General features: G+C 42.4%; 12 protein-coding genes, 11 tRNA genes, 5 rRNA genes and 1 pseudogene. 26 read left to right on the top strand and 3 right to left on the bottom strand.

Annotated elements, in window-relative coordinates; translation table 11 throughout:
- The first annotated feature begins 184 nt into the window (after positions 1–184).
- From MKX53_RS00445 to rrf (MKX53_RS00520), 16 genes are all read left to right on the top strand, one after another.
- Positions 185–3,113 (top strand): 23S ribosomal RNA (locus MKX53_RS00445).
- A 121-nt stretch (positions 3,114–3,234) separates the two neighbouring features.
- Positions 3,235–3,350, top strand: a 5S ribosomal RNA gene (rrf, locus tag MKX53_RS00450).
- Between the two features lie 24 nt (positions 3,351–3,374).
- Positions 3,375–3,450 (top strand) — tRNA-Val (locus MKX53_RS00455).
- A 13-nt stretch (positions 3,451–3,463) separates the two neighbouring features.
- Positions 3,464–3,539: transfer RNA gene (locus MKX53_RS00460), tRNA-Thr, on the top strand.
- Between the two features lie 8 nt (positions 3,540–3,547).
- Positions 3,548–3,620, top strand: a tRNA-Lys gene (locus tag MKX53_RS00465).
- A 28-nt stretch (positions 3,621–3,648) separates the two neighbouring features.
- Positions 3,649–3,733 (top strand) — tRNA-Leu (locus tag MKX53_RS00470).
- A 17-nt stretch (positions 3,734–3,750) separates the two neighbouring features.
- A tRNA-Gly gene (locus MKX53_RS00475) sits at positions 3,751–3,825 on the top strand.
- 15 nt (positions 3,826–3,840) lie between these two features.
- Positions 3,841–3,929 (top strand) — tRNA-Leu (locus MKX53_RS00480).
- Positions 3,930–3,944: 15 nt separating this feature from the next.
- Positions 3,945–4,021 (top strand) — tRNA-Arg (locus tag MKX53_RS00485).
- A 5-nt stretch (positions 4,022–4,026) separates the two neighbouring features.
- Positions 4,027–4,103, top strand: a tRNA-Pro gene (locus MKX53_RS00490).
- Positions 4,104–4,115: 12 nt separating this feature from the next.
- Positions 4,116–4,191: transfer RNA gene (locus MKX53_RS00495), tRNA-Ala, on the top strand.
- 186 nt (positions 4,192–4,377) lie between these two features.
- A 16S ribosomal RNA gene (locus MKX53_RS00500) occupies positions 4,378–5,932 on the top strand.
- 94 nt (positions 5,933–6,026) lie between these two features.
- Positions 6,027–6,103 (top strand) — tRNA-Ile (locus MKX53_RS00505).
- 17 nt (positions 6,104–6,120) lie between these two features.
- Positions 6,121–6,196 (top strand) — tRNA-Ala (locus MKX53_RS00510).
- Positions 6,197–6,311: 115 nt separating this feature from the next.
- Positions 6,312–9,240, top strand: a 23S ribosomal RNA gene (locus MKX53_RS00515).
- Positions 9,241–9,358: 118 nt separating this feature from the next.
- Positions 9,359–9,474 (top strand): 5S ribosomal RNA (gene rrf, locus MKX53_RS00520).
- The 16S, 23S and 5S rRNA genes sit together here with 11 tRNA genes alongside, the layout of an rRNA operon.
- Positions 9,475–9,681: 207 nt before the next feature.
- On the opposite strand, the pseudogene MKX53_RS00525 reads toward rrf (MKX53_RS00520), so the two are convergent.
- Positions 9,682–10,239, bottom strand: a pseudogene (locus MKX53_RS00525) (GNAT family N-acetyltransferase).
- Positions 10,240–10,612: 373 nt separating this feature from the next.
- On the opposite strand from MKX53_RS00525, the gene MKX53_RS00530 reads away from it, so the two are divergent.
- The 4 genes from MKX53_RS00530 to MKX53_RS00545 all read left to right on the top strand — a co-directional run bounded on the left by MKX53_RS00530 (position 10,613) and on the right by MKX53_RS00545 (position 15,100).
- Positions 10,613–11,287, top strand: a complete 675-nt coding sequence (locus tag MKX53_RS00530; RefSeq protein WP_093536698.1) for a response regulator transcription factor — start codon at positions 10,613–10,615, stop codon at positions 11,285–11,287.
- Positions 11,284–12,663, top strand: coding sequence for a sensor histidine kinase (locus tag MKX53_RS00535; RefSeq protein WP_340908287.1), 1,380 nt, complete (start codon positions 11,284–11,286; stop codon positions 12,661–12,663). The genes MKX53_RS00530 and MKX53_RS00535 overlap by 4 nt, the downstream gene beginning before the upstream one ends.
- A gap of 74 nt (positions 12,664–12,737) precedes the next feature.
- Positions 12,738–14,708 carry an MMPL family transporter gene (locus MKX53_RS00540; protein ID WP_340908289.1) on the top strand — a complete coding sequence of 657 codons (1,971 nt, stop codon included), beginning with the start codon at positions 12,738–12,740 and terminating at the stop codon, positions 14,706–14,708.
- Positions 14,709–14,710: 2 nt separating this feature from the next.
- Positions 14,711–15,100 (top strand): hypothetical protein, encoded by a 390-nt coding sequence (locus tag MKX53_RS00545; protein ID WP_340908291.1) that lies wholly within the window; start codon positions 14,711–14,713, stop codon positions 15,098–15,100.
- 14 nt (positions 15,101–15,114) lie between these two features.
- Here MKX53_RS00545 and MKX53_RS00550 read toward each other — a convergent pair whose 3' ends face one another.
- Entirely contained in the window at positions 15,115–16,017 is a 903-nt protein-coding gene (locus tag MKX53_RS00550) for an EamA family transporter (RefSeq protein ID WP_093536692.1), read from the bottom strand.
- Between the two features lie 13 nt (positions 16,018–16,030).
- Positions 16,031–16,603, bottom strand: coding sequence for a GNAT family N-acetyltransferase (locus tag MKX53_RS00555; protein ID WP_340908293.1), 573 nt, complete (start codon positions 16,601–16,603; stop codon positions 16,031–16,033).
- Between the two features lie 154 nt (positions 16,604–16,757).
- Between MKX53_RS00555 and MKX53_RS00560 the strand changes: the two genes are divergently transcribed.
- The 6 genes from MKX53_RS00560 to MKX53_RS00585 all read left to right on the top strand — a co-directional run bounded on the left by MKX53_RS00560 (position 16,758) and on the right by MKX53_RS00585 (position 20,652).
- Positions 16,758–16,955, top strand: coding sequence for a PLD nuclease N-terminal domain-containing protein (locus MKX53_RS00560; protein ID WP_093536688.1), 198 nt, complete (start codon positions 16,758–16,760; stop codon positions 16,953–16,955).
- Positions 16,952–17,857: an ABC transporter ATP-binding protein gene (locus MKX53_RS00565; protein ID WP_340908295.1), complete on the top strand. Its 906-nt coding sequence runs from the start codon at positions 16,952–16,954 to the stop codon at positions 17,855–17,857. The genes MKX53_RS00560 and MKX53_RS00565 overlap by 4 nt, the downstream gene beginning before the upstream one ends.
- Positions 17,850–18,632 carry an ABC transporter permease gene (locus MKX53_RS00570; RefSeq protein ID WP_340908297.1) on the top strand — a complete coding sequence of 261 codons (783 nt, stop codon included), beginning with the start codon at positions 17,850–17,852 and terminating at the stop codon, positions 18,630–18,632. Before MKX53_RS00565 ends, MKX53_RS00570 begins: the two co-directional genes overlap by 8 nt.
- 17 nt (positions 18,633–18,649) lie before the next feature.
- Entirely contained in the window at positions 18,650–19,354 is a 705-nt protein-coding gene (locus MKX53_RS00575) for a CBS domain-containing protein (RefSeq protein ID WP_340908299.1), read from the top strand.
- 89 nt (positions 19,355–19,443) lie between these two features.
- Complete coding sequence (locus tag MKX53_RS00580) at positions 19,444–19,719, top strand: hypothetical protein (RefSeq protein ID WP_340908302.1); 276 nt, start codon at positions 19,444–19,446, stop codon at positions 19,717–19,719.
- Positions 19,720–20,025: 306 nt separating this feature from the next.
- On the top strand, positions 20,026–20,652 hold the full coding sequence (locus tag MKX53_RS00585) for an NAD(P)-dependent oxidoreductase (protein ID WP_340908304.1): 627 nt from the start codon (positions 20,026–20,028) through the stop codon (positions 20,650–20,652).
- Positions 20,653–20,655: the final 3 nt, after the last annotated feature.

Genomic DNA, 20,655 nt, shown 5'->3' on the forward strand with positions numbered 1-20,655 from the left:
ATCGGAATACGAATCTTTATTCGTATCTTAACGTTTTGCAGTTCAGTTTTGAATGTTCATTTTATATGAAGATTCAACTCTTGTTCTTTGAAAACTGGATAAAACGACATTGAAACAATAAACAACAAGAAATTCTGTTGTGATTATTTACGTAATCACGACGTGTAAGACTTTTTAACTTTTAGGTTAAGTTAATAAGGGCGCACGGTGAATGCCTTGGCACTAGGAGTCGACGAAGGACGGCACTAACACCGATATGCTTCGGGGAGCTGTAAGTGAGCTTTGATCCGGAGATTTCCGAATGGGGAAACCCACTGTTCGTAATGGAGCAGTACATTTGCGTGAATACATAGCGCATCTGAGACACACCCAGGGAACTGAAACATCTAAGTACCTGGAGGAAGAGAAAGAAAATTCGATTCCCTGAGTAGCGGCGAGCGAAACGGGAATAGCCCAAACCAAAAGGCTTGCCTTTTGGGGTTGTAGGACACTCTACATAGAGTTACAAAGGAATGAGTTAGACGAAGCGATCTGGAAAGGTCCGCAGGATAGGGTAAAAGCCCCGTAGTCTAAAATTCATTCTCTCTTGAGTGTATCCTGAGTACGGCGGAACACGTGAAATTCCGTCGGAATCTGGGAGGACCATCTCCCAAGGCTAAATACTACCTAGTGACCGATAGTGAACCAGTACCGTGAGGGAAAGGTGAAAAGCACCCCGGAAGGGGAGTGAAATAGATCCTGAAACCGTGTGCCTACAAGTAGTTAGAGCCCGTTAATGGGTGATAGCGTGCCTTTTGTAGAATGAACCGGCGAGTTACGATCCCATGCAAGGTTAAGTCGAGAAGACGGAGCCGCAGCGAAAGCGAGTCTGAATAGGGCGAATGAGTATGTGGTCGTAGACCCGAAACCAGGTGATCTACCCATGTCCAGGATGAAGGTAAGGTAACACTTACTGGAGGTCCGAACCCACGCACGTTGAAAAGTGCGGGGATGAGGTGTGGGTAGCGGAGAAATTCCAATCGAACCTGGAGATAGCTGGTTCTCTCCGAAATAGCTTTAGGGCTAGCCTCAAACGTTAGAATCTTGGAGGTAGAGCACTGTTTGGACTAGGGGCCCATCCCGGGTTACCGAATTCAGACAAACTCCGAATGCCAATGATTTATGTTTGGGAGTCAGACTGCGAGTGATAAGATCCGTAGTCAAGAGGGAAACAGCCCAGACCACCAGCTAAGGTCCCAAAGTATTTGTTAAGTGGAAAAGGATGTGGCGTTGCTTAGACAACCAGGATGTTGGCTTAGAAGCAGCCATCATTTAAAGAGTGCGTAATAGCTCACTGGTCGAGTGACGCTGCGCCGAAAATGTATCGGGGCTAAACAAATCACCGAAGCTGTGGATTGATACCTTTGGTATCAGTGGTAGGAGAGCGTTCTAAGGGCGTTGAAGTCAGACCGGAAGGACTGGTGGAGCGCTTAGAAGTGAGAATGCCGGTATGAGTAGCGAAAGACGGGTGAGAATCCCGTCCACCGTATGACTAAGGTTTCCTGAGGAAGGCTCGTCCGCTCAGGGTTAGTCGGGACCTAAGCCGAGGCCGATAGGCGTAGGCGATGGATAACAGGTTGATATTCCTGTACCACCAAACCACCGTTTGAGTAATGGGGGGACGCAGAAGGATAGGGTAAGCATGCTGTTGGTTATGCATGTCCAAGCAGTAAGGTGTGAATGTAGGCAAATCCGCATTCTTTAACATTGAGCTGTGATGGCGAGGACGTATGTCTAGAGTTCCTGATTTCACACTGCCAAGAAAAGCCTCTAGCGAGGTGAAAGGTGCCCGTACCGCAAACCGACACAGGTAGTCGAGGAGAGAATCCTAAGGTGAGCGAGAGAACTCTCGTTAAGGAACTCGGCAAAATGACCCCGTAACTTCGGGAGAAGGGGTGCTCTTTTGGGTTCATAGCCTAGAAGAGCCGCAGTGAATAGGCCCAGGCGACTGTTTAGCAAAAACACAGGTCTATGCAAAACCGTAAGGTGAAGTATATGGGCTGACGCCTGCCCGGTGCTGGAAGGTTAAGAGGAGTGCTTAGCGCAAGCGAAGGTGCGAATTGAAGCCCCAGTAAACGGCGGCCGTAACTATAACGGTCCTAAGGTAGCGAAATTCCTTGTCGGGTAAGTTCCGACCCGCACGAAAGGCGTAACGATCTGGGCACTGTCTCAACGAGAGACTCGGTGAAATTATAGTACCTGTGAAGATGCAGGTTACCCGCGACAGGACGGAAAGACCCCGTGGAGCTTTACTATAGCTTGATATTGAATTTTGGTGCAACTTGTACAGGATAGGCAGGAGCCTTAGAGCCCGGAGCGCCAGCTTCGGAGGAGGCGTCGGTGGGATACTGCCCTGGTTGTATTGAAATTCTAACCCATACCCGTAACCCGGGTAGGAGACAGTGTCAGGCGGGTAGTTTGACTGGGGCGGTCGCCTCCTAAAGTGTAACGGAGGCGCCCAAAGGTTCCCTCAGAATGGTTGGAAATCATTCGAAGAGTGTAAAGGCAGAAGGGAGCTTGACTGCGAGACCTACAAGTCGAGCAGGGTCGAAAGACGGGCTTAGTGATCCGGTGGTTCCGCATGGAAGGGCCATCGCTCAACGGATAAAAGCTACCCCGGGGATAACAGGCTTATCTCCCCCAAGAGTCCACATCGACGGGGAGGTTTGGCACCTCGATGTCGGCTCATCGCATCCTGGGGCTGTAGTCGGTCCCAAGGGTTGGGCTGTTCGCCCATTAAAGCGGTACGCGAGCTGGGTTCAGAACGTCGTGAGACAGTTCGGTCCCTATCCGTCGTGGGCGTAGGAAATTTGAGAGGAGCTGTCCTTAGTACGAGAGGACCGGGATGGACACACCGCTGGTGTACCAGTTGTTCTGCCAAGAGCATCGCTGGGTAGCTATGTGTGGACGGGATAAGTGCTGAAAGCATCTAAGCACGAAGCCCCCCTCAAGATGAGATTTCCCATTACGCAAGTAAGTAAGATCCCTCAAAGACGATGAGGTAGATAGGTTCGGGGTGGAAGCGTGGCGACACGTGCAGCTGACGAATACTAATCGATCGAGGACTTAACCAAATTTTGTTTAACGTAACAATGTCGTTTATCCAGTTTTGAAAGAATAAAACTTTTTTAAAATAATTCTTGCATTATTCTACAGAGTTGTTATAATAAAGGGTGTCTTTCAAAAGTATTCAAGTCTAGTGACGATAGCGAAGAGGTCACACCCGTTCCCATACCGAACACGGAAGTTAAGCTCTTCAGCGCCGATGGTAGTTGGGGGTTTCCCCCTGTGAGAGTAGGACGTCGCTGGGCTTGCAATAAAATTATATATCCCATGGAGGATTAGCTCAGCTGGGAGAGCATCTGCCTTACAAGCAGAGGGTCGGCGGTTCGAGCCCGTCATCCTCCACCATATATTTACTCCTGCCGGAGTAGCTCAACTGGTAGAGCAACTGACTTGTAATCAGTAGGTTGAGGGTTCAAGTCCTTTCTCCGGCACCACTTTTTTCGAGCCATTAGCTCAGTTGGTAGAGCATCTGACTTTTAATCAGAGGGTCGTAGGTTCGAATCCTACATGGCTCATCACTTTTTATAGTGAATTATATTTTTTGCGGGTGTGGCGGAACTGGCAGACGCACTAGACTTAGGATCTAGCGCCGCAAGGCGTGGGGGTTCGACTCCCTTCACCCGCACCATTTAATTTAATAACCGAGCGGAAGTAGTTCAGTGGTAGAACACCACCTTGCCAAGGTGGGGGTCGCGAGTTCGAACCTCGTCTTCCGCTCCAAAGATTCACTAAAGTGCCGGGGTGGCGGAACTGGCAGACGCACAGGACTTAAAATCCTGCGGTAGGTGACTACCGTACCGGTTCGATTCCGGTCCTCGGCACCACTTTTTTGAAACATTGCGCTCGTAGCTCAATTGGATAGAGCACTTGACTACGAATCAAGAGGTTGCAGGTTCGAGTCCTGCCGAGCGCACCATATAACGGGAAGTAGCTCAGCTTGGTAGAGCACTTGGTTTGGGACCAAGGGGTCGCAGGTTCGAATCCTGTCTTCCCGACCAGTTATTATTTTCGGGGCCTTAGCTCAGCTGGGAGAGCGCCTGCCTTGCACGCAGGAGGTCAGCGGTTCGATCCCGCTAGGCTCCACCATGAACATTGAACATTGAAAACTGAACATGCAAAACGTTAAGAAACATAGCTTTCAACTAACTTGTTAGGATGATAGCAAAACAATTTTGGACATCATTTAATGATGATGCCAGCAAAACAAAATGAGCTTTTAAACTAGTTCTAATTTGTTTGCTTTCAATGTGCTCTGCATACTGGAAGTGAACTATTATGGAGAGTTTGATCCTGGCTCAGGACGAACGCTGGCGGCATGCCTAATACATGCAAGTCGAGCGAATGACGAAGAAGCTTGCTTCTTCTGATTTAGCGGCGGACGGGTGAGTAACACGTGGGCAACCTGCCCTGTAGATTGGGATAACTCCGGGAAACCGGGGCTAATACCGAATAATCCATTTCCTCTCATGGGGAGATGTTAAAAGACGGCATCTCGCTGTCACTACAGGATGGGCCCGCGGCGCATTAGCTAGTTGGTGAGGTAACGGCTCACCAAGGCGACGATGCGTAGCCGACCTGAGAGGGTGATCGGCCACACTGGGACTGAGACACGGCCCAGACTCCTACGGGAGGCAGCAGTAGGGAATCTTCCACAATGGACGAAAGTCTGATGGAGCAATGCCGCGTGAGTGAAGAAGGTTTTCGGATCGTAAAACTCTGTTGTGAGGGAAGAACAAGTACGAGAGTAACTGCTCGTACCTTGACGGTACCTCATTAGAAAGCCACGGCTAACTACGTGCCAGCAGCCGCGGTAATACGTAGGTGGCAAGCGTTGTCCGGAATTATTGGGCGTAAAGCGCGCGCAGGCGGTCCTTTAAGTCTGATGTGAAATCCCACGGCTCAACCGTGGAAGGTCATTGGAAACTGGGGGACTTGAGTACAGAAGAGGAAAGCGGAATTCCAAGTGTAGCGGTGAAATGCGTAGAGATTTGGAGGAACACCAGTGGCGAAGGCGGCTTTCTGGTCTGTAACTGACGCTGAGGCGCGAAAGCGTGGGGAGCAAACAGGATTAGATACCCTGGTAGTCCACGCCGTAAACGATGAGTGCTAAGTGTTAGGGGGTTTCCGCCCCTTAGTGCTGCAGCTAACGCATTAAGCACTCCGCCTGGGGAGTACGGTCGCAAGACTGAAACTCAAAGGAATTGACGGGGGCCCGCACAAGCGGTGGAGCATGTGGTTTAATTCGAAGCAACGCGAAGAACCTTACCAGGTCTTGACATCCCGCTGACCGGCCTAGAGATAGGCTTTTCCCTTCGGGGACAGCGGTGACAGGTGGTGCATGGTTGTCGTCAGCTCGTGTCGTGAGATGTTGGGTTAAGTCCCGCAACGAGCGCAACCCTTGATCTTAGTTGCCAGCATTTAGTTGGGCACTCTAAGGTGACTGCCGGTGATAAACCGGAGGAAGGTGGGGATGACGTCAAATCATCATGCCCCTTATGACCTGGGCTACACACGTGCTACAATGGACGGTACAGAGGGTCGCAACCCCGCGAGGGTGAGCAAATCCCATAAAACCGTTCTCAGTTCGGATTGTAGGCTGCAACTCGCCTACATGAAGCCGGAATCGCTAGTAATCGTGGATCAGCATGCCACGGTGAATACGTTCCCGGGCCTTGTACACACCGCCCGTCACACCACGAGAGTTTGTAACACCCGAAGTCGGTGGGGTAACCCTTACGGGAGCCAGCCGCCGAAGGTGGGACAGATGATTGGGGTGAAGTCGTAACAAGGTAGCCGTATCGGAAGGTGCGGCTGGATCACCTCCTTTCTAAGGATAATATCGGAATACGAATCTTTATTCGTATCTTAACGTTTTGCAGTTCAGTTTTGAATGTTCATATTAATATATGGAAATTCAAAGAGGGCCTATAGCTCAGCTGGTTAGAGCGCACGCCTGATAAGCGTGAGGTCGATGGTTCGAGTCCATTTAGGCCCACCATACCCTTTTTTTGTTTCGGGGCCTTAGCTCAGCTGGGAGAGCGCCTGCCTTGCACGCAGGAGGTCAGCGGTTCGATCCCGCTAGGCTCCACCAAAGATTATAATTTGTTCTTTGAAAACTGGATAAAACGACATTGAAACAATAAACAACAAGAAATTCTGTTGTGATTATTTACGTAATCACGACGTGTAAGACTTTTTAACTTTTAGGTTAAGTTAATAAGGGCGCACGGTGAATGCCTTGGCACTAGGAGTCGACGAAGGACGGCACTAACACCGATATGCTTCGGGGAGCTGTAAGTGAGCTTTGATCCGGAGATTTCCGAATGGGGAAACCCACTGTTCGTAATGGAGCAGTACATTTGCGTGAATACATAGCGCATCTGAGACACACCCAGGGAACTGAAACATCTAAGTACCTGGAGGAAGAGAAAGAAAATTCGATTCCCTGAGTAGCGGCGAGCGAAACGGGAATAGCCCAAACCAAAAGGCTTGCCTTTTGGGGTTGTAGGACACTCTACATAGAGTTACAAAGGAATGAGTTAGACGAAGCGATCTGGAAAGGTCCGCAGGATAGGGTAAAAGCCCCGTAGTCTAAAATTCATTCTCTCTTGAGTGTATCCTGAGTACGGCGGAACACGTGAAATTCCGTCGGAATCTGGGAGGACCATCTCCCAAGGCTAAATACTACCTAGTGACCGATAGTGAACCAGTACCGTGAGGGAAAGGTGAAAAGCACCCCGGAAGGGGAGTGAAATAGATCCTGAAACCGTGTGCCTACAAGTAGTTAGAGCCCGTTAATGGGTGATAGCGTGCCTTTTGTAGAATGAACCGGCGAGTTACGATCCCATGCAAGGTTAAGTCGAGAAGACGGAGCCGCAGCGAAAGCGAGTCTGAATAGGGCGAATGAGTATGTGGTCGTAGACCCGAAACCAGGTGATCTACCCATGTCCAGGATGAAGGTAAGGTAACACTTACTGGAGGTCCGAACCCACGCACGTTGAAAAGTGCGGGGATGAGGTGTGGGTAGCGGAGAAATTCCAATCGAACCTGGAGATAGCTGGTTCTCTCCGAAATAGCTTTAGGGCTAGCCTCAAACGTTAGAATCTTGGAGGTAGAGCACTGTTTGGACTAGGGGCCCATCCCGGGTTACCGAATTCAGACAAACTCCGAATGCCAATGATTTATGTTTGGGAGTCAGACTGCGAGTGATAAGATCCGTAGTCAAGAGGGAAACAGCCCAGACCACCAGCTAAGGTCCCAAAGTATTTGTTAAGTGGAAAAGGATGTGGCGTTGCTTAGACAACCAGGATGTTGGCTTAGAAGCAGCCATCATTTAAAGAGTGCGTAATAGCTCACTGGTCGAGTGACGCTGCGCCGAAAATGTATCGGGGCTAAACAAATCACCGAAGCTGTGGATTGATACCTTTGGTATCAGTGGTAGGAGAGCGTTCTAAGGGCGTTGAAGTCAGACCGGAAGGACTGGTGGAGCGCTTAGAAGTGAGAATGCCGGTATGAGTAGCGAAAGACGGGTGAGAATCCCGTCCACCGTATGACTAAGGTTTCCTGAGGAAGGCTCGTCCGCTCAGGGTTAGTCGGGACCTAAGCCGAGGCCGATAGGCGTAGGCGATGGATAACAGGTTGATATTCCTGTACCACCAAACCACCGTTTGAGTAATGGGGGGACGCAGAAGGATAGGGTAAGCATGCTGTTGGTTATGCATGTCCAAGCAGTAAGGTGTGAATGTAGGCAAATCCGCATTCTTTAACATTGAGCTGTGATGGCGAGGACGTATGTCTAGAGTTCCTGATTTCACACTGCCAAGAAAAGCCTCTAGCGAGGTGAAAGGTGCCCGTACCGCAAACCGACACAGGTAGTCGAGGAGAGAATCCTAAGGTGAGCGAGAGAACTCTCGTTAAGGAACTCGGCAAAATGACCCCGTAACTTCGGGAGAAGGGGTGCTCTTTTGGGTTCATAGCCTAGAAGAGCCGCAGTGAATAGGCCCAGGCGACTGTTTAGCAAAAACACAGGTCTATGCAAAACCGTAAGGTGAAGTATATGGGCTGACGCCTGCCCGGTGCTGGAAGGTTAAGAGGAGTGCTTAGCGCAAGCGAAGGTGCGAATTGAAGCCCCAGTAAACGGCGGCCGTAACTATAACGGTCCTAAGGTAGCGAAATTCCTTGTCGGGTAAGTTCCGACCCGCACGAAAGGCGTAACGATCTGGGCACTGTCTCAACGAGAGACTCGGTGAAATTATAGTACCTGTGAAGATGCAGGTTACCCGCGACAGGACGGAAAGACCCCGTGGAGCTTTACTATAGCTTGATATTGAATTTTGGTGCAACTTGTACAGGATAGGCAGGAGCCTTAGAGCCCGGAGCGCCAGCTTCGGAGGAGGCGTCGGTGGGATACTGCCCTGGTTGTATTGAAATTCTAACCCATACCCGTAACCCGGGTAGGAGACAGTGTCAGGCGGGTAGTTTGACTGGGGCGGTCGCCTCCTAAAGTGTAACGGAGGCGCCCAAAGGTTCCCTCAGAATGGTTGGAAATCATTCGAAGAGTGTAAAGGCAGAAGGGAGCTTGACTGCGAGACCTACAAGTCGAGCAGGGTCGAAAGACGGGCTTAGTGATCCGGTGGTTCCGCATGGAAGGGCCATCGCTCAACGGATAAAAGCTACCCCGGGGATAACAGGCTTATCTCCCCCAAGAGTCCACATCGACGGGGAGGTTTGGCACCTCGATGTCGGCTCATCGCATCCTGGGGCTGTAGTCGGTCCCAAGGGTTGGGCTGTTCGCCCATTAAAGCGGTACGCGAGCTGGGTTCAGAACGTCGTGAGACAGTTCGGTCCCTATCCGTCGTGGGCGTAGGAAATTTGAGAGGAGCTGTCCTTAGTACGAGAGGACCGGGATGGACACACCGCTGGTGTACCAGTTGTTCTGCCAAGAGCATCGCTGGGTAGCTATGTGTGGACGGGATAAGTGCTGAAAGCATCTAAGCACGAAGCCCCCCTCAAGATGAGATTTCCCATTACGCAAGTAAGTAAGATCCCTCAAAGACGATGAGGTAGATAGGTTCGGGGTGGAAGCGTGGCGACACGTGCAGCTGACGAATACTAATCGATCGAGGACTTAACCAAATTTGTTTAACGTAACAATGTCGTTTATCCAGTTTTGAAAGAATAAAAAAAATATAACAATAGCTTGAATTATTTTCAAGTTGTGTTATACTAAGTATTGTCTTTCAAGTTAATAAGGTCTAGTGATGATGGCGAAGAGGTCACACCCGTTCCCATACCGAACACGGAAGTTAAGCTCTTCAGCGCCGATGGTAGTTGGGGGTTTCCCCCTGTGAGAGTAGGACGTCGCTGGGCACTAAAAGAAGTCGTTACCGAGTAAAATCGGTAACGACTTCTTTTTACATATTTATGATTTAGTGTGTTTTCAAATTCTTTAACAATAGAATGAATGTTTATCTTAGCTAGTGTTCATGGATTATGTGGGAACCAATACTGTTTGTAATAAAAATGCACACCAAGTGAGTTAGCAATAATCTGCATTCTGGAATTTCATCGAGATCATTAAAACTCTTCTTTTAAGATAGAGTACATTTTTAAATCTCGATGTTCTCCTTTCACAAATATACCTTTTCTAATTATTCCTTCAAAAGTCATTCCTGCTTTTTCCATTACTCGTGCTGAAGCAATATTTTCTACATCACACCTTGCTTGAACACGAACCAAATCCATTTCTTCAAAGCCAAACTTTACTAATTCCTTTGCTACTTCAGTAGTTAGGCCTTTTCCCCAATAGTCTTTAGAAATAACATATCCGATTTCAGCAATTTTATGATCTGGTTGCCACCAAACAAAATCGATAGTCCCGATAAATTTTCCGTTTACCTTATATTCGATTCCCCACGGTGACACCTGCTTATTTTCATATTAATTCAATACAAATTCAACAAAACCTTTTGTATCCGCTATTGTTTCATGAGTATTCCAAGTTACATACTTAGATACTTCTTCATCTGAACCGTACAAATACATATCCTCAATATCTTCTTTCGTGACTTTTCTAAGAATAAGATGTTCTGTTTCAAGGGTAGGTAAATCACTATATATTTTCTCAATGTTCATTTAATCCCCTCCATTAATTATAGTCAGAAGTAAAGTAGTAGGTATCATCATCCCATTCTACTATAAAAATCCTTTCCCTTACACATTCCCCCGAAAAGTTAGCAGCAGTCAGTTCCTCTATAGAAGAAATCTGCCGTCTATCTGCTTTTGTAGCCGGGGAAATGGAGGTTAAGCTTTGTATCCAATAATAGCCGGGGTCTCTCTTGTCAGAGTAGGGTACGATGGGCAGTAAAAAGCAATCGTTACTAAGCAAAATGGTAACGGCTTTTACGTCTATTTTAAAGTACTTCTATATTTTCCCTACTAACTACTTGCTGTATTACAATTAAACAGACACAATACGTAGTAACTACATTTATATAGGAGGGTTAAAGTGGCAGTAATATTAGCAGTAGACGATGATATTCATACACTTGAACTAATTTCGATTTATTTATCTCAATCTGGGTACCGTGTTATTAAAGCTGTAAATGGAACAGAGGGACTACATATGTTGGAACGTCAACTTCCAGATCTCGCAATAATTGACGTCATGATGCCTGTTATGGATGGCCTTCAACTAACCAGGTTAATACGAGAACAATACAATATTCCTGTATTGCTTTTAACAGCAAAAGGAAAACTAGAAGATAAAGAAAAAGGATATATTGCTGGGTCAGATGATTATTTAGTAAAACCTTTTGAACCTAAGGAATTGTTATTTCGTATCCGCGCTATTTTAAGAAGGTATGATAAAACAAGCGATGTGAACATCCGCTTTGGTAATATGTTAATCAATCGTAAAAGCTTTGAAGTACTAGTGGGAGAGGAAATTTTAGTTTTACCATTAAAAGAGTTTGAGTTGCTATCTAAGTTGGCTTCTAAACCAAACCAGGTGTTTACTCGAGATCAGTTAATAGAAACAGTATGGGGGATTGATTTTGAAGGAGATGAACAAACATTAAGTGTTCATATAAAAAGGGTAAGAGAGCGACTAACTAAACTAGAAACGTCTGTACAGATTACTACTATCCGTGGCGTGGGTTATAAGTTGGAAGAGTCTATATGATGAAAACTTTATATAGTAAGTTCGTGTGGATGACCCTGTTGATAATGATCGCTAGTGGAACGTTGGGATTTATGGTAGTAAATACGTATTACCACCACAATCTTAAGGAGAAAAATGATGAAAAAAATGTATTAGTTGCAAGATCAATTGTTGAAAGTATTAATATGTCTAATAGTGAGCTGGATCCTCTTCTCCACTCATTAGGCAATACCGGATATCAGATATACGTCGTAGGCGAAAATGGGTTTAAAAGAGCTTACGGGGGTGAATTTCGAGTTCAGAAGATTGATCAGACAATTGTTGAAAGTGTTTTAAGTGGGGAAACTTATCATGGTATGAGAGAGTTTCCTAAAGAAACTTTTATAACAGGTTATTTTTCAAATGAATTAACTAATACGGTTGGTGTCCCGTTTACCTACGGAGGGGAAAATTACGCCTTATTTCAACGACCGAATATTAAATTCTTATTCAATGAAATTCATCTGTTATTAGGTGGATTAGTAGCGATAATGATTATTTTAAGTGTGATAGCGATGTTGGTAGTGGCTAAAATAATGGTTGTGCCGTTAACTAAATTGACGATAGCAACAAATAAAATAGCTAATGAAGATTTCCAAGCAGAGTTACCGGTATATCAGCGAGATGAAATAGGACAACTAGCAGATAGCGTTCGAAATATGGCCAAGCAACTGGATGCAACTGATCGGTACAAAAAGGAATTCATCTCCAGAGTATCCCATGACTTTCAAACACCACTTTTGAATATACAAGGATATGCTCATTTATTAAAAGAGGGAGATCTAAACCCGATTGATCATTTAAAGTACGTTACAATTATTCAACAAGAATCCAAGCGGCTCTCAAATGTTATGAAGCAGCTACTAGTTATTACTTCATTTGATCAAGCTCACAGCCGTACAAAAAAAGAATTCTTTTCACTAGATATTCAGTTAAAACAAGTCATTCAAAAATTTAGGTGGCTACTGGATGAAAAAGAGATATCTATTAATATAAAGTTAAGACCTGTAATTATATACGGTGATAGTGAAATGCTTGAGTATGTTTGGGAAAATATTATTTCTAATGCTATAAAGTATAATCACTCTCCGGGGGAAATACATATTGCTTTAGAAGAAAGAGAAGAATTTGTAACTGTCACTGTTCAGGACACGGGAAGTGGGAGTAAGCATACTAAATATAACCAATGGACTGAAAGGTTTTATAGAGAGGATGAGGCTCGTTCTACTCAGATTGAGGGAAGTGGACTAGGCCTAGCGATTGTTCAGGAAGTTATACAATCACATGAAGGTATTCTTTCTTTTGAAAGTGTTGTACCTCATGGAACCAAAGTAATTATCCAATTAAACAAGCTGTAATTATCTGTTCATCTTCCGTTCACTTTCAACTTGTATAGTACCTCTTATAAGGAAATACAATAGGAGGTACAGTTATGAAAAATAAACGGAACTGGCTAGTTATAATAGTTAGTTGGCTTATAGTGTTAGGATTACTTTCGTTCTTTGCTCCTTCCAGTAAAGAAGTAGCAAGTACATCAAAAAATAGTGGACTTCCAGAAACTTCTTTGTCGATTCAAGCAGATAAAGTTATAGAAGAAAATTTTTCTAGTAATGAAGGAATACCTCTAATCATTGTTTTCGAGAAATACAAGGCTAATACTGAGGAAGAAATCCAAAGTGTATTAGAATTAATGGAACAAAATTACACAAGTATAACGAAGTTTTCTAAAATTCCTTTGGAGCAAAGAGGTTCTTTTGTGTCTGAAGATAAAAAAACATTCTTTGTGCCTTTAATCTTAGAAGGAGAATTAGAAAGCAAAGAGATTCATAAAAAAGTAGAAGAAATAAAGAGTAATGTATCTCACATTATCCCATCTGATTTTAATATTTATTATACTGGACCGGCTGGAATCGCAAGCGATACAATTGAGCTATTTTCAGAAGCAGATGTAGTTTTACTCCTAGCTACAGTAGCGATTATTTTTATCCTACTAATTATTATTTATCGTTCATTCATACTTGCTATTATTCCTTTAATTGGAGCAGGTATAGTGTATGGAGTAGTGGATAGAATTATTGGTCTTACTGGTAAGTTCACATCTATTACGATTGAAAGCCAGGCACTGTCAATTATGACGATCTTGTTGTTTGCCGTGATAACGGATTATTCTCTATTGGTATATGCGAGATATAAAGAAGAGCAAGACATGAAGATAGCACTTACTAAAACGAAAGAAACCATTCTTTATAGTGGTGGAACTATTTTGGTAGGTGTTGCAACACTTGCTTTTGCCCTTTATGAACCATATCGAAATTTTGCTCCAGTGTTTGCGATTGCAATAGTTATTATGTTAATCGCAGGGCTTACATTATTGCCAGCTTTGTTTGCAGTAGTAAGAACACCGAAAAAAGGAGAAAAAACAACAAAGATTTGGGAAAAAGTCGGATATATTAGTACTAGCAAACCATGGAAAGTAGCAATACCAATTTTGTTACTGCTAGGTATTGGTACGTGGCATGTAACAACAATCTCCTATTCATACGATTTATTGGCAGCATTCCCAGAGGAGTTATCTTCTAGAGAAGGCTTTGCGAAACTTGGAGATGCATTTTCCGAAGGGGAAATAGCACCAACAACAATTCTCATAAAGTCAAAAGATGAGAATACGATTGCCAATATTCGAGAGAAGATAGAAGATAGACCACTAATAAGTGAGGTACGACCATCTCCTTCCAAAAGCGATCTATACACACAGTTTTCCATCATTTTAAAAGCAAACCCTTATAGTATGGAGGCTTTGAATGAGGTCGAAACAATAAGGGCTGAATTGAAAGACAGCCAGGTTTTAGTAAGTGGTGAGACAGTGAAACAAGTAGATATCCGAGAGATTAATAATAGAGATACCTTACTTGTAATGGGGTTGATGACGTTATTAATCGGATTAATACTAGTCTTTCAATCTCGTTCTATTCGGGCATCCTTGTTGATGATATTCTCTATTTTGTTGTCATTCGGAGCAGCTTTAGGATTTTCCACATGGATTTTTGAGTTATTTTACGGATATATGTCTTTTAGTTATCGAATCCCACTTTACACGTTTGTTTTTTTGGTAGCACTAGGTGTAGATTACTCAATTATGTTAATGAGTAGGTTGAAAGAAGAACGAAAACAGTATGATGAACGAATGGCAATTGCGAAGGCTGTGGAAAAAACAGGTGGTGTTATTTCTTCAGCAGGATTAATACTTGCGGCTACATTTGCCGTTTTAATATCACAGCCAGTTATAGAGCTTAAACTATTTGGTTTCGCTGTCGCAGTTGGGGTATTGTTGGATACGTTTATCGTTCGACCGTTATTATTACCTGCGTTATTAACAATTACTACGAAAAATAGGGGGAAATGAATATGCAAAAAAGATGGAGTATACGACTAGTTCGAGCAGGAGCATTATTTGGATTATTGGGAGCGTATCTTGGTTCTCATATGGCAGGTGCGGGATCATATGCACTTCGTCCAATTCATGCCCATATATTATTGGTAGGATGGTTATCATTGTTTGTGTATGGATTATTTTATAAATTATACAAAGTGAAGTTTCCTAAGCTTGTTGCGTTTCACGGGTGGTCAGCTATAATTGGGGCAATTGGTTTAACGGCAGGAATGTACCTACAGTTCATCCAACCGTTCAATATAAACGAAACGTTTGCATTAGTTGCGTATATTATTGGTGGATCTACTTTATTGCTGAGCTTTGCAGTCTTTGTACTCGTGACTTTTACAATTAAAATAGAATAAAAAAAAGCTGGAGGTTATATATTAACCTTCAGCTTTTTGTTTTTTCGATTATCGGCATATGATGGAATACACATTCCCAATAAAATGATCACTATTCCTGCTACTTGTAATATAGAAAGAGCTTCACTTAACACAATAACTGATACGATAACAGCAACTGGCAACTCCATTGCACTTAATATGGAAGAAACCGCACCGCCAACTTTAGGAACTGCAATTACAAAGAAGTAAATTGGGATGATGATACCCATTAATCCAAGAGCTAGTCCATAAAACAATAGTGGTTCTGTAAACAGTTTTCCATTCCACATAATTTCTGGACTTTGGAAGATGGCAATCATAATCATTGCGATAAAAGAGACGAATAATAGACGAGTTGTTGTATTCATACCTTCTACTTGCTTTGTGTTGACATTCATATTTAAGGAAAAAGAAACGGCAGCAGCTAAACCATAAACCCAGCCTCTCCAGTCAATTCCACTTAAGTCGACATCTAGTATTCCTGCAGCTAGAATAGTTCCTATAAATAAGATAATAAGAGAAATAGTTTCTGCTCTAGATGGAAGTCTTTTTCTAATAATACAATCGATTAGTGTTCCAATCCATGTAAATTGGAAAAGCATAACAACTGCAAGAGAGGCAGGTAAGTATATGAGAGACATCCCGTACACAATTCCTGTTGTAGCGGTAAACACACCTGCCAATAAAATAATCTTAAAGCCACCATTTAAACGAGGCAGTTTTCGTTGTGTTAACAAATATATTAATAATGCTAAAAGAAATCCAACGATATATTGACTAGAAATTGCTTCTGAAGCCGTATAGCCATCTCCAATTGCTAGTTTAACCATAGTTGATAATGTCCCGTAACTGCTTGCAGCAAACACAACCATTAGGGGGTAAATCCATAATTTCATAAAAAATTCTCCTTTAATTTGCAACTACTGTTTTCACCATATGATGAAAAGGCTCACCAATAATTGTCCAAGGACATAGGGTAACAAATCCTAGACGATTATACAAGCGAATTGCTGCATCTTTCTCCATCTCCACATTCAAGGCTAGCTTACCGCCACCTGAATTTTTAACTAAATGTTCAGCATAACTCAATAATTTCGTGCCTATGCCATGACCACGGTAGGCTGGATTAACTACAACCGTATCTATATACCATTCTCCCGGGGCAGTTTCCGGATCTATAGTGACAGTAGCACCTTTTTTGTTAGAAAGATAAGCTTCTAAATTTGCATCAAGGCTAATTGCCTGTTCCGAATTATAAAATACCAGTACACCCGCGACATGACCATTCAGTTCTGCAATATACGTATTTAAATAAGAATGTCGATTATCAGTCCGTGTAAATAGGTGTATAAATTCTTTGGTAATGGCTACTTCTTCTGTTTCACCAGTCATCTGCATAGAGATGTCTCCAATAGCCTCCATGATAAGAGGAATAGCCTGAGCTGCGTCTTCTTTGTAAGCTTTTCTGATTAATATTTCCATTTAATGTTCACCTTCCAACTCGTAATTATACCATAAGTTGTCTAAATAGACTTGTTGACTACTTAGGATTATAAATAATAGGAAAATTAAAAAAATAAATGAAACTTTTCTGTTCTATATATAGTAGAATAGAAAGAGAAAAGGAGGAATAGCAATGGACTTGAATTCAATACCTTGGAACCTCATCTTACCTGTTCTAGTAATTCAATTATTATTAGTAGTGGTCGCATTAATCGATCTAGTACGTGTCAAGAGCACCAATGGACCAAAGTGGATGTGGGCACTTATCATTGTTTTTATTAATATTATTGGTCCAGTTGTGTATTTTATATTGGGGAGGCGAAATGATTGAAAACATTTCTACATGTACAGGCACTAACAAAGGAATATGGCAAAGAAAAAGCGGTAAATCAAGTTACTTTTTCATTATATAAAAATACTGCAACGGCTTTGATTGGTCCTAATGGTGCTGGGAAAACAACCACTCTGTCTATACTAGCGGGGTTATTAAAACAGACTAGCGGATCGGTAGTTATTGATGGAGACATACAAGGAGATATTAGAAGTGAAATTGGCTTCTTGCCTCAGTATCCTCAGTTCTATTCGTGGTTAACAGCACTTGAATTTATCGAGATGGTAGCGAAGTTAAGTGGAATAGACGGGAAAATGATTAAATCTCAGTCAGTTAGAACATTAGATTTTGTTGGTCTAGCAGATGCTAAAAACAAGAAAGTAGGAACATTTTCTGGGGGCATGAAGCAACGACTTGGGTTAGCGCAAGCAATCGTCCACAAACCTGGTTTGCTTTTGCTAGATGAACCTGTATCTGCATTAGATCCGATGGGTAGACGTGAAGTGTTGAATTTACTGAAAGAACTACAAGAACATACGACTATTTTATATTCAACTCATATTTTAAATGACGCCGAAGAAATGACCGACCAGTTATTGTTCTTAAGAAAAGGGGAATTAGTTGAGCAAGGATCCTTAAAGGAAGTGCGAGACAAATACGCAAATCCCCAGTATAGAATCTTATTCGCTGATACGGAAGAAGCAGCAAAATTTGTCGAAATTAGCCCATGGCCTGCTAGACAGGAAAATGAGGTTGCCTTTGTCCATCTGGAAGATAAGAAACCGATAATGAATGAAGTATTACAGGTACTAGCTAATAGAAATTTACGCTTATCGAAGGTTGAGCGAGCATCAGCTAGTTTAGAAGAAATCTTTTTGCAGGTGGTGAATAAACATGAGTAACTTCTCAATACTATTTCAAAAAGAGTGGCGTGAAAATGTACGGAATTTCAAAATTTTATGGATACCGCTTGTATTTATCCTGTTTGGTATTTCTGAACCTTTGACTTACTATTATTTGCCACAAATTTTGAATACGGTAGGAAATATGCCAAGTGATATGGTGTTTCAGCTTCCCGAGTACACCCCAGAACAAATTGTTATGTCAACTGTAGGGCAATATCAGTTTATCGGAATGTTAATCATAGCATTTGGGTTTGCCGGTATCATTGCTAGGGAGCGCAAAAACGGAACAGCAACTATGTTATATGTAAGACCAATTTCTTATAACGCATACGTGTTTAGTAAGTTAGCTATTATGGGCATCTTAATAGTAGGAAGTGCATGTATAGGCCTGTTGGCAAATCTCTACTACACGTATATTTTATATGGAGCAGTGGAGACGGCAGCATTTATTGGGTTCTTAGGAACATACAGTATTTGGATGTTGTTTGCCATTAGTATTGTTATTTGTAGCAGTGCAGCTTTTTCTACAGGAGTTGCTTCTGTTACATCGATTTTCTTTCTCATAATTGTACCGTTAGTAGATGGTCTCTTAGGTACTTACTGGACTATTTCACCATGGAAGTTACCAATGTATGCGGGACAAATATTAAGTAGCAGTATAGACAATACACCTTATATTTGGAGTTTGATTGTAACATTGGTGATAATTGTACTATTAATCGTCGGAGCAGCTTTTATAACAAAAAGAAATGTATCAAAGGCAAAAATATAATAATGAGGTGATTTAAGATGGTGGCTCGTAACTCTGATAAATTTATTGTATCCTACAACCGAATAGACCAATTGATGAAAGATCTTCTTGGTACAAATGAACATATGGCATTTTTTAGATTAATTGATTTTGCTAAAAAGAAAAACGCCATTATCAGACGGTATGAGGCAGATTTACGAGAATTTGGTGATTTAAGAAATGCCATTATACACCATCGTACCTCATTGGAATACGCTATTGCTGAACCTCATGATGAGGTTGTAAAAAAAATGGAGGAAATTGAAGGGGCATTAGCTAAGCCAATTACAGTAGCTCAAATGTTCCAGACAAATGTGACGATCTTTCAAGAGACCGATTCACTTAGCTATGCCCTAAAAGTAATCAAAGATAAAAAGTACAATCAATTCCCAGTATATAAGGGAAATACTTTTAAAGGTTTAATCACCCCTGTAGGCATAACTAAGTGGATGGCAAGTAAAGTGGATTCAGATTCCTTCTCAAGAAAGAGAACAATGTTATCAGAAATACTGGCACATGAAAGCAATAGAGATAATCACCGATTTATACAATCGAAAGCATCTGTTTTTGAGGCAGTAGATATATTTAAATCTTCTGTTACACGTGGGAGGCGCTTAGAAGCACTGCTCATAACAGAAGATGGAAAAGCAAGTAATAAATTGATCGGGATTATTACTCCAATGAGTCTACTGAAAATAGAATAATTCTTAAAAAAAGTAGTCTTTTTCTAGGGCTATGTCATAATAATAAAGTAGGCACTAAAGTATGTGAAAGTCGAAAAAGGGGGGATTTGGTGGATTCTTTAGAGAAAGTGCAAGAACAGCAATATGACAATTTTGAAAAGACTAGTAATGAGATGACAGTTGGGGATTGGTTAATTACGACGCTTATACTAATTATTCCAATTGTTAATATTGTTATGCTGTTCATTTGGAGTTTTGGAAATCCAGACCCAAGACGTAACTACGCACGAGCTTCACTAATCTGGATGGCAATCAGTATAGTATTAATGCTTATTTTTTATGGAGTAGCAATTGCATTTATTTTTAATTCTTTTAATAGTTATTAAGTATTTCCTGGGAAATAGCATAGTTCGACACGACCGAGTATTTCTTTGTAAAAGAAGGAATACTCTTTTTGATGTTATAATAAAGAAAAGCGAAATCGCCTAGTTAGGAAGTCAGTCTAAGATCGCGACATCGTGTCGCAGCGACTGACTGACCCACATCCTGCGGGCCTCCGACTAGCACTGGAAGGATTTCATATAAAGGCGTTCTTTGCCTTTATATACCGAAGAAGTAACTTGAGAAGTTTAGTACTAGACGGAAACTAACTAAAAACATAAGATTAGTTCTTTTTAAGGGAGATGAAATAGATGAAAGTAGCACTCTTTGGAGCCACTGGACGTGTGGGACATGCTATTCTAACGTTATTACTAGAACAGGGTATAGAAGTAACTGCAATGGTAAGAAACCCTGAAAAGATGCAACCTCATGCTAAATTATCCGTCCTACAAGGCGACGCAAAAAATAGTGCAGATATTGTAAAAGCTACGCTAGGAGTAAATGCAATTATAAGTGCACTTGGAACCGACAAAACAAGTGTATTAACAGAGTTCACCTCACACATCGTTCCCATAATGCACCAACAGCAGCTAAAGCGGATTATTACAATTGGTACTGCGGGAATATTAAATAGTAGAGCAGAACCAGGATTGCTTCGTTATCAATCATCTGAATCTAAGCGTAAATCGGTAACGGCTGCACAAGAACACCATAAAGTTTTCAATATATTAAAAGATACTGCACTCGATTGGACAATTGTTTGTCCAACCTATTTACCGACTGGAGCTTCTACAGATGATTACATTGTAATGAGAGATTACCTGCCAGAGGGTGCTGTGCAAACTACCACTGGAGATACTGCCTTATTCACTGTAAAAGAGCTAATGAAAAATGAACATTTGGGTTACAGAGTAGGTATAAAGAGTCCACGATACTAGGAG

Origin of the sequence: Psychrobacillus sp. FSL K6-4615 (assembly GCF_038008225.1) — a bacterium.
Taxonomy (GTDB): Bacteria; Bacillota; Bacilli; order Bacillales_A; family Planococcaceae; genus Psychrobacillus; species Psychrobacillus psychrotolerans.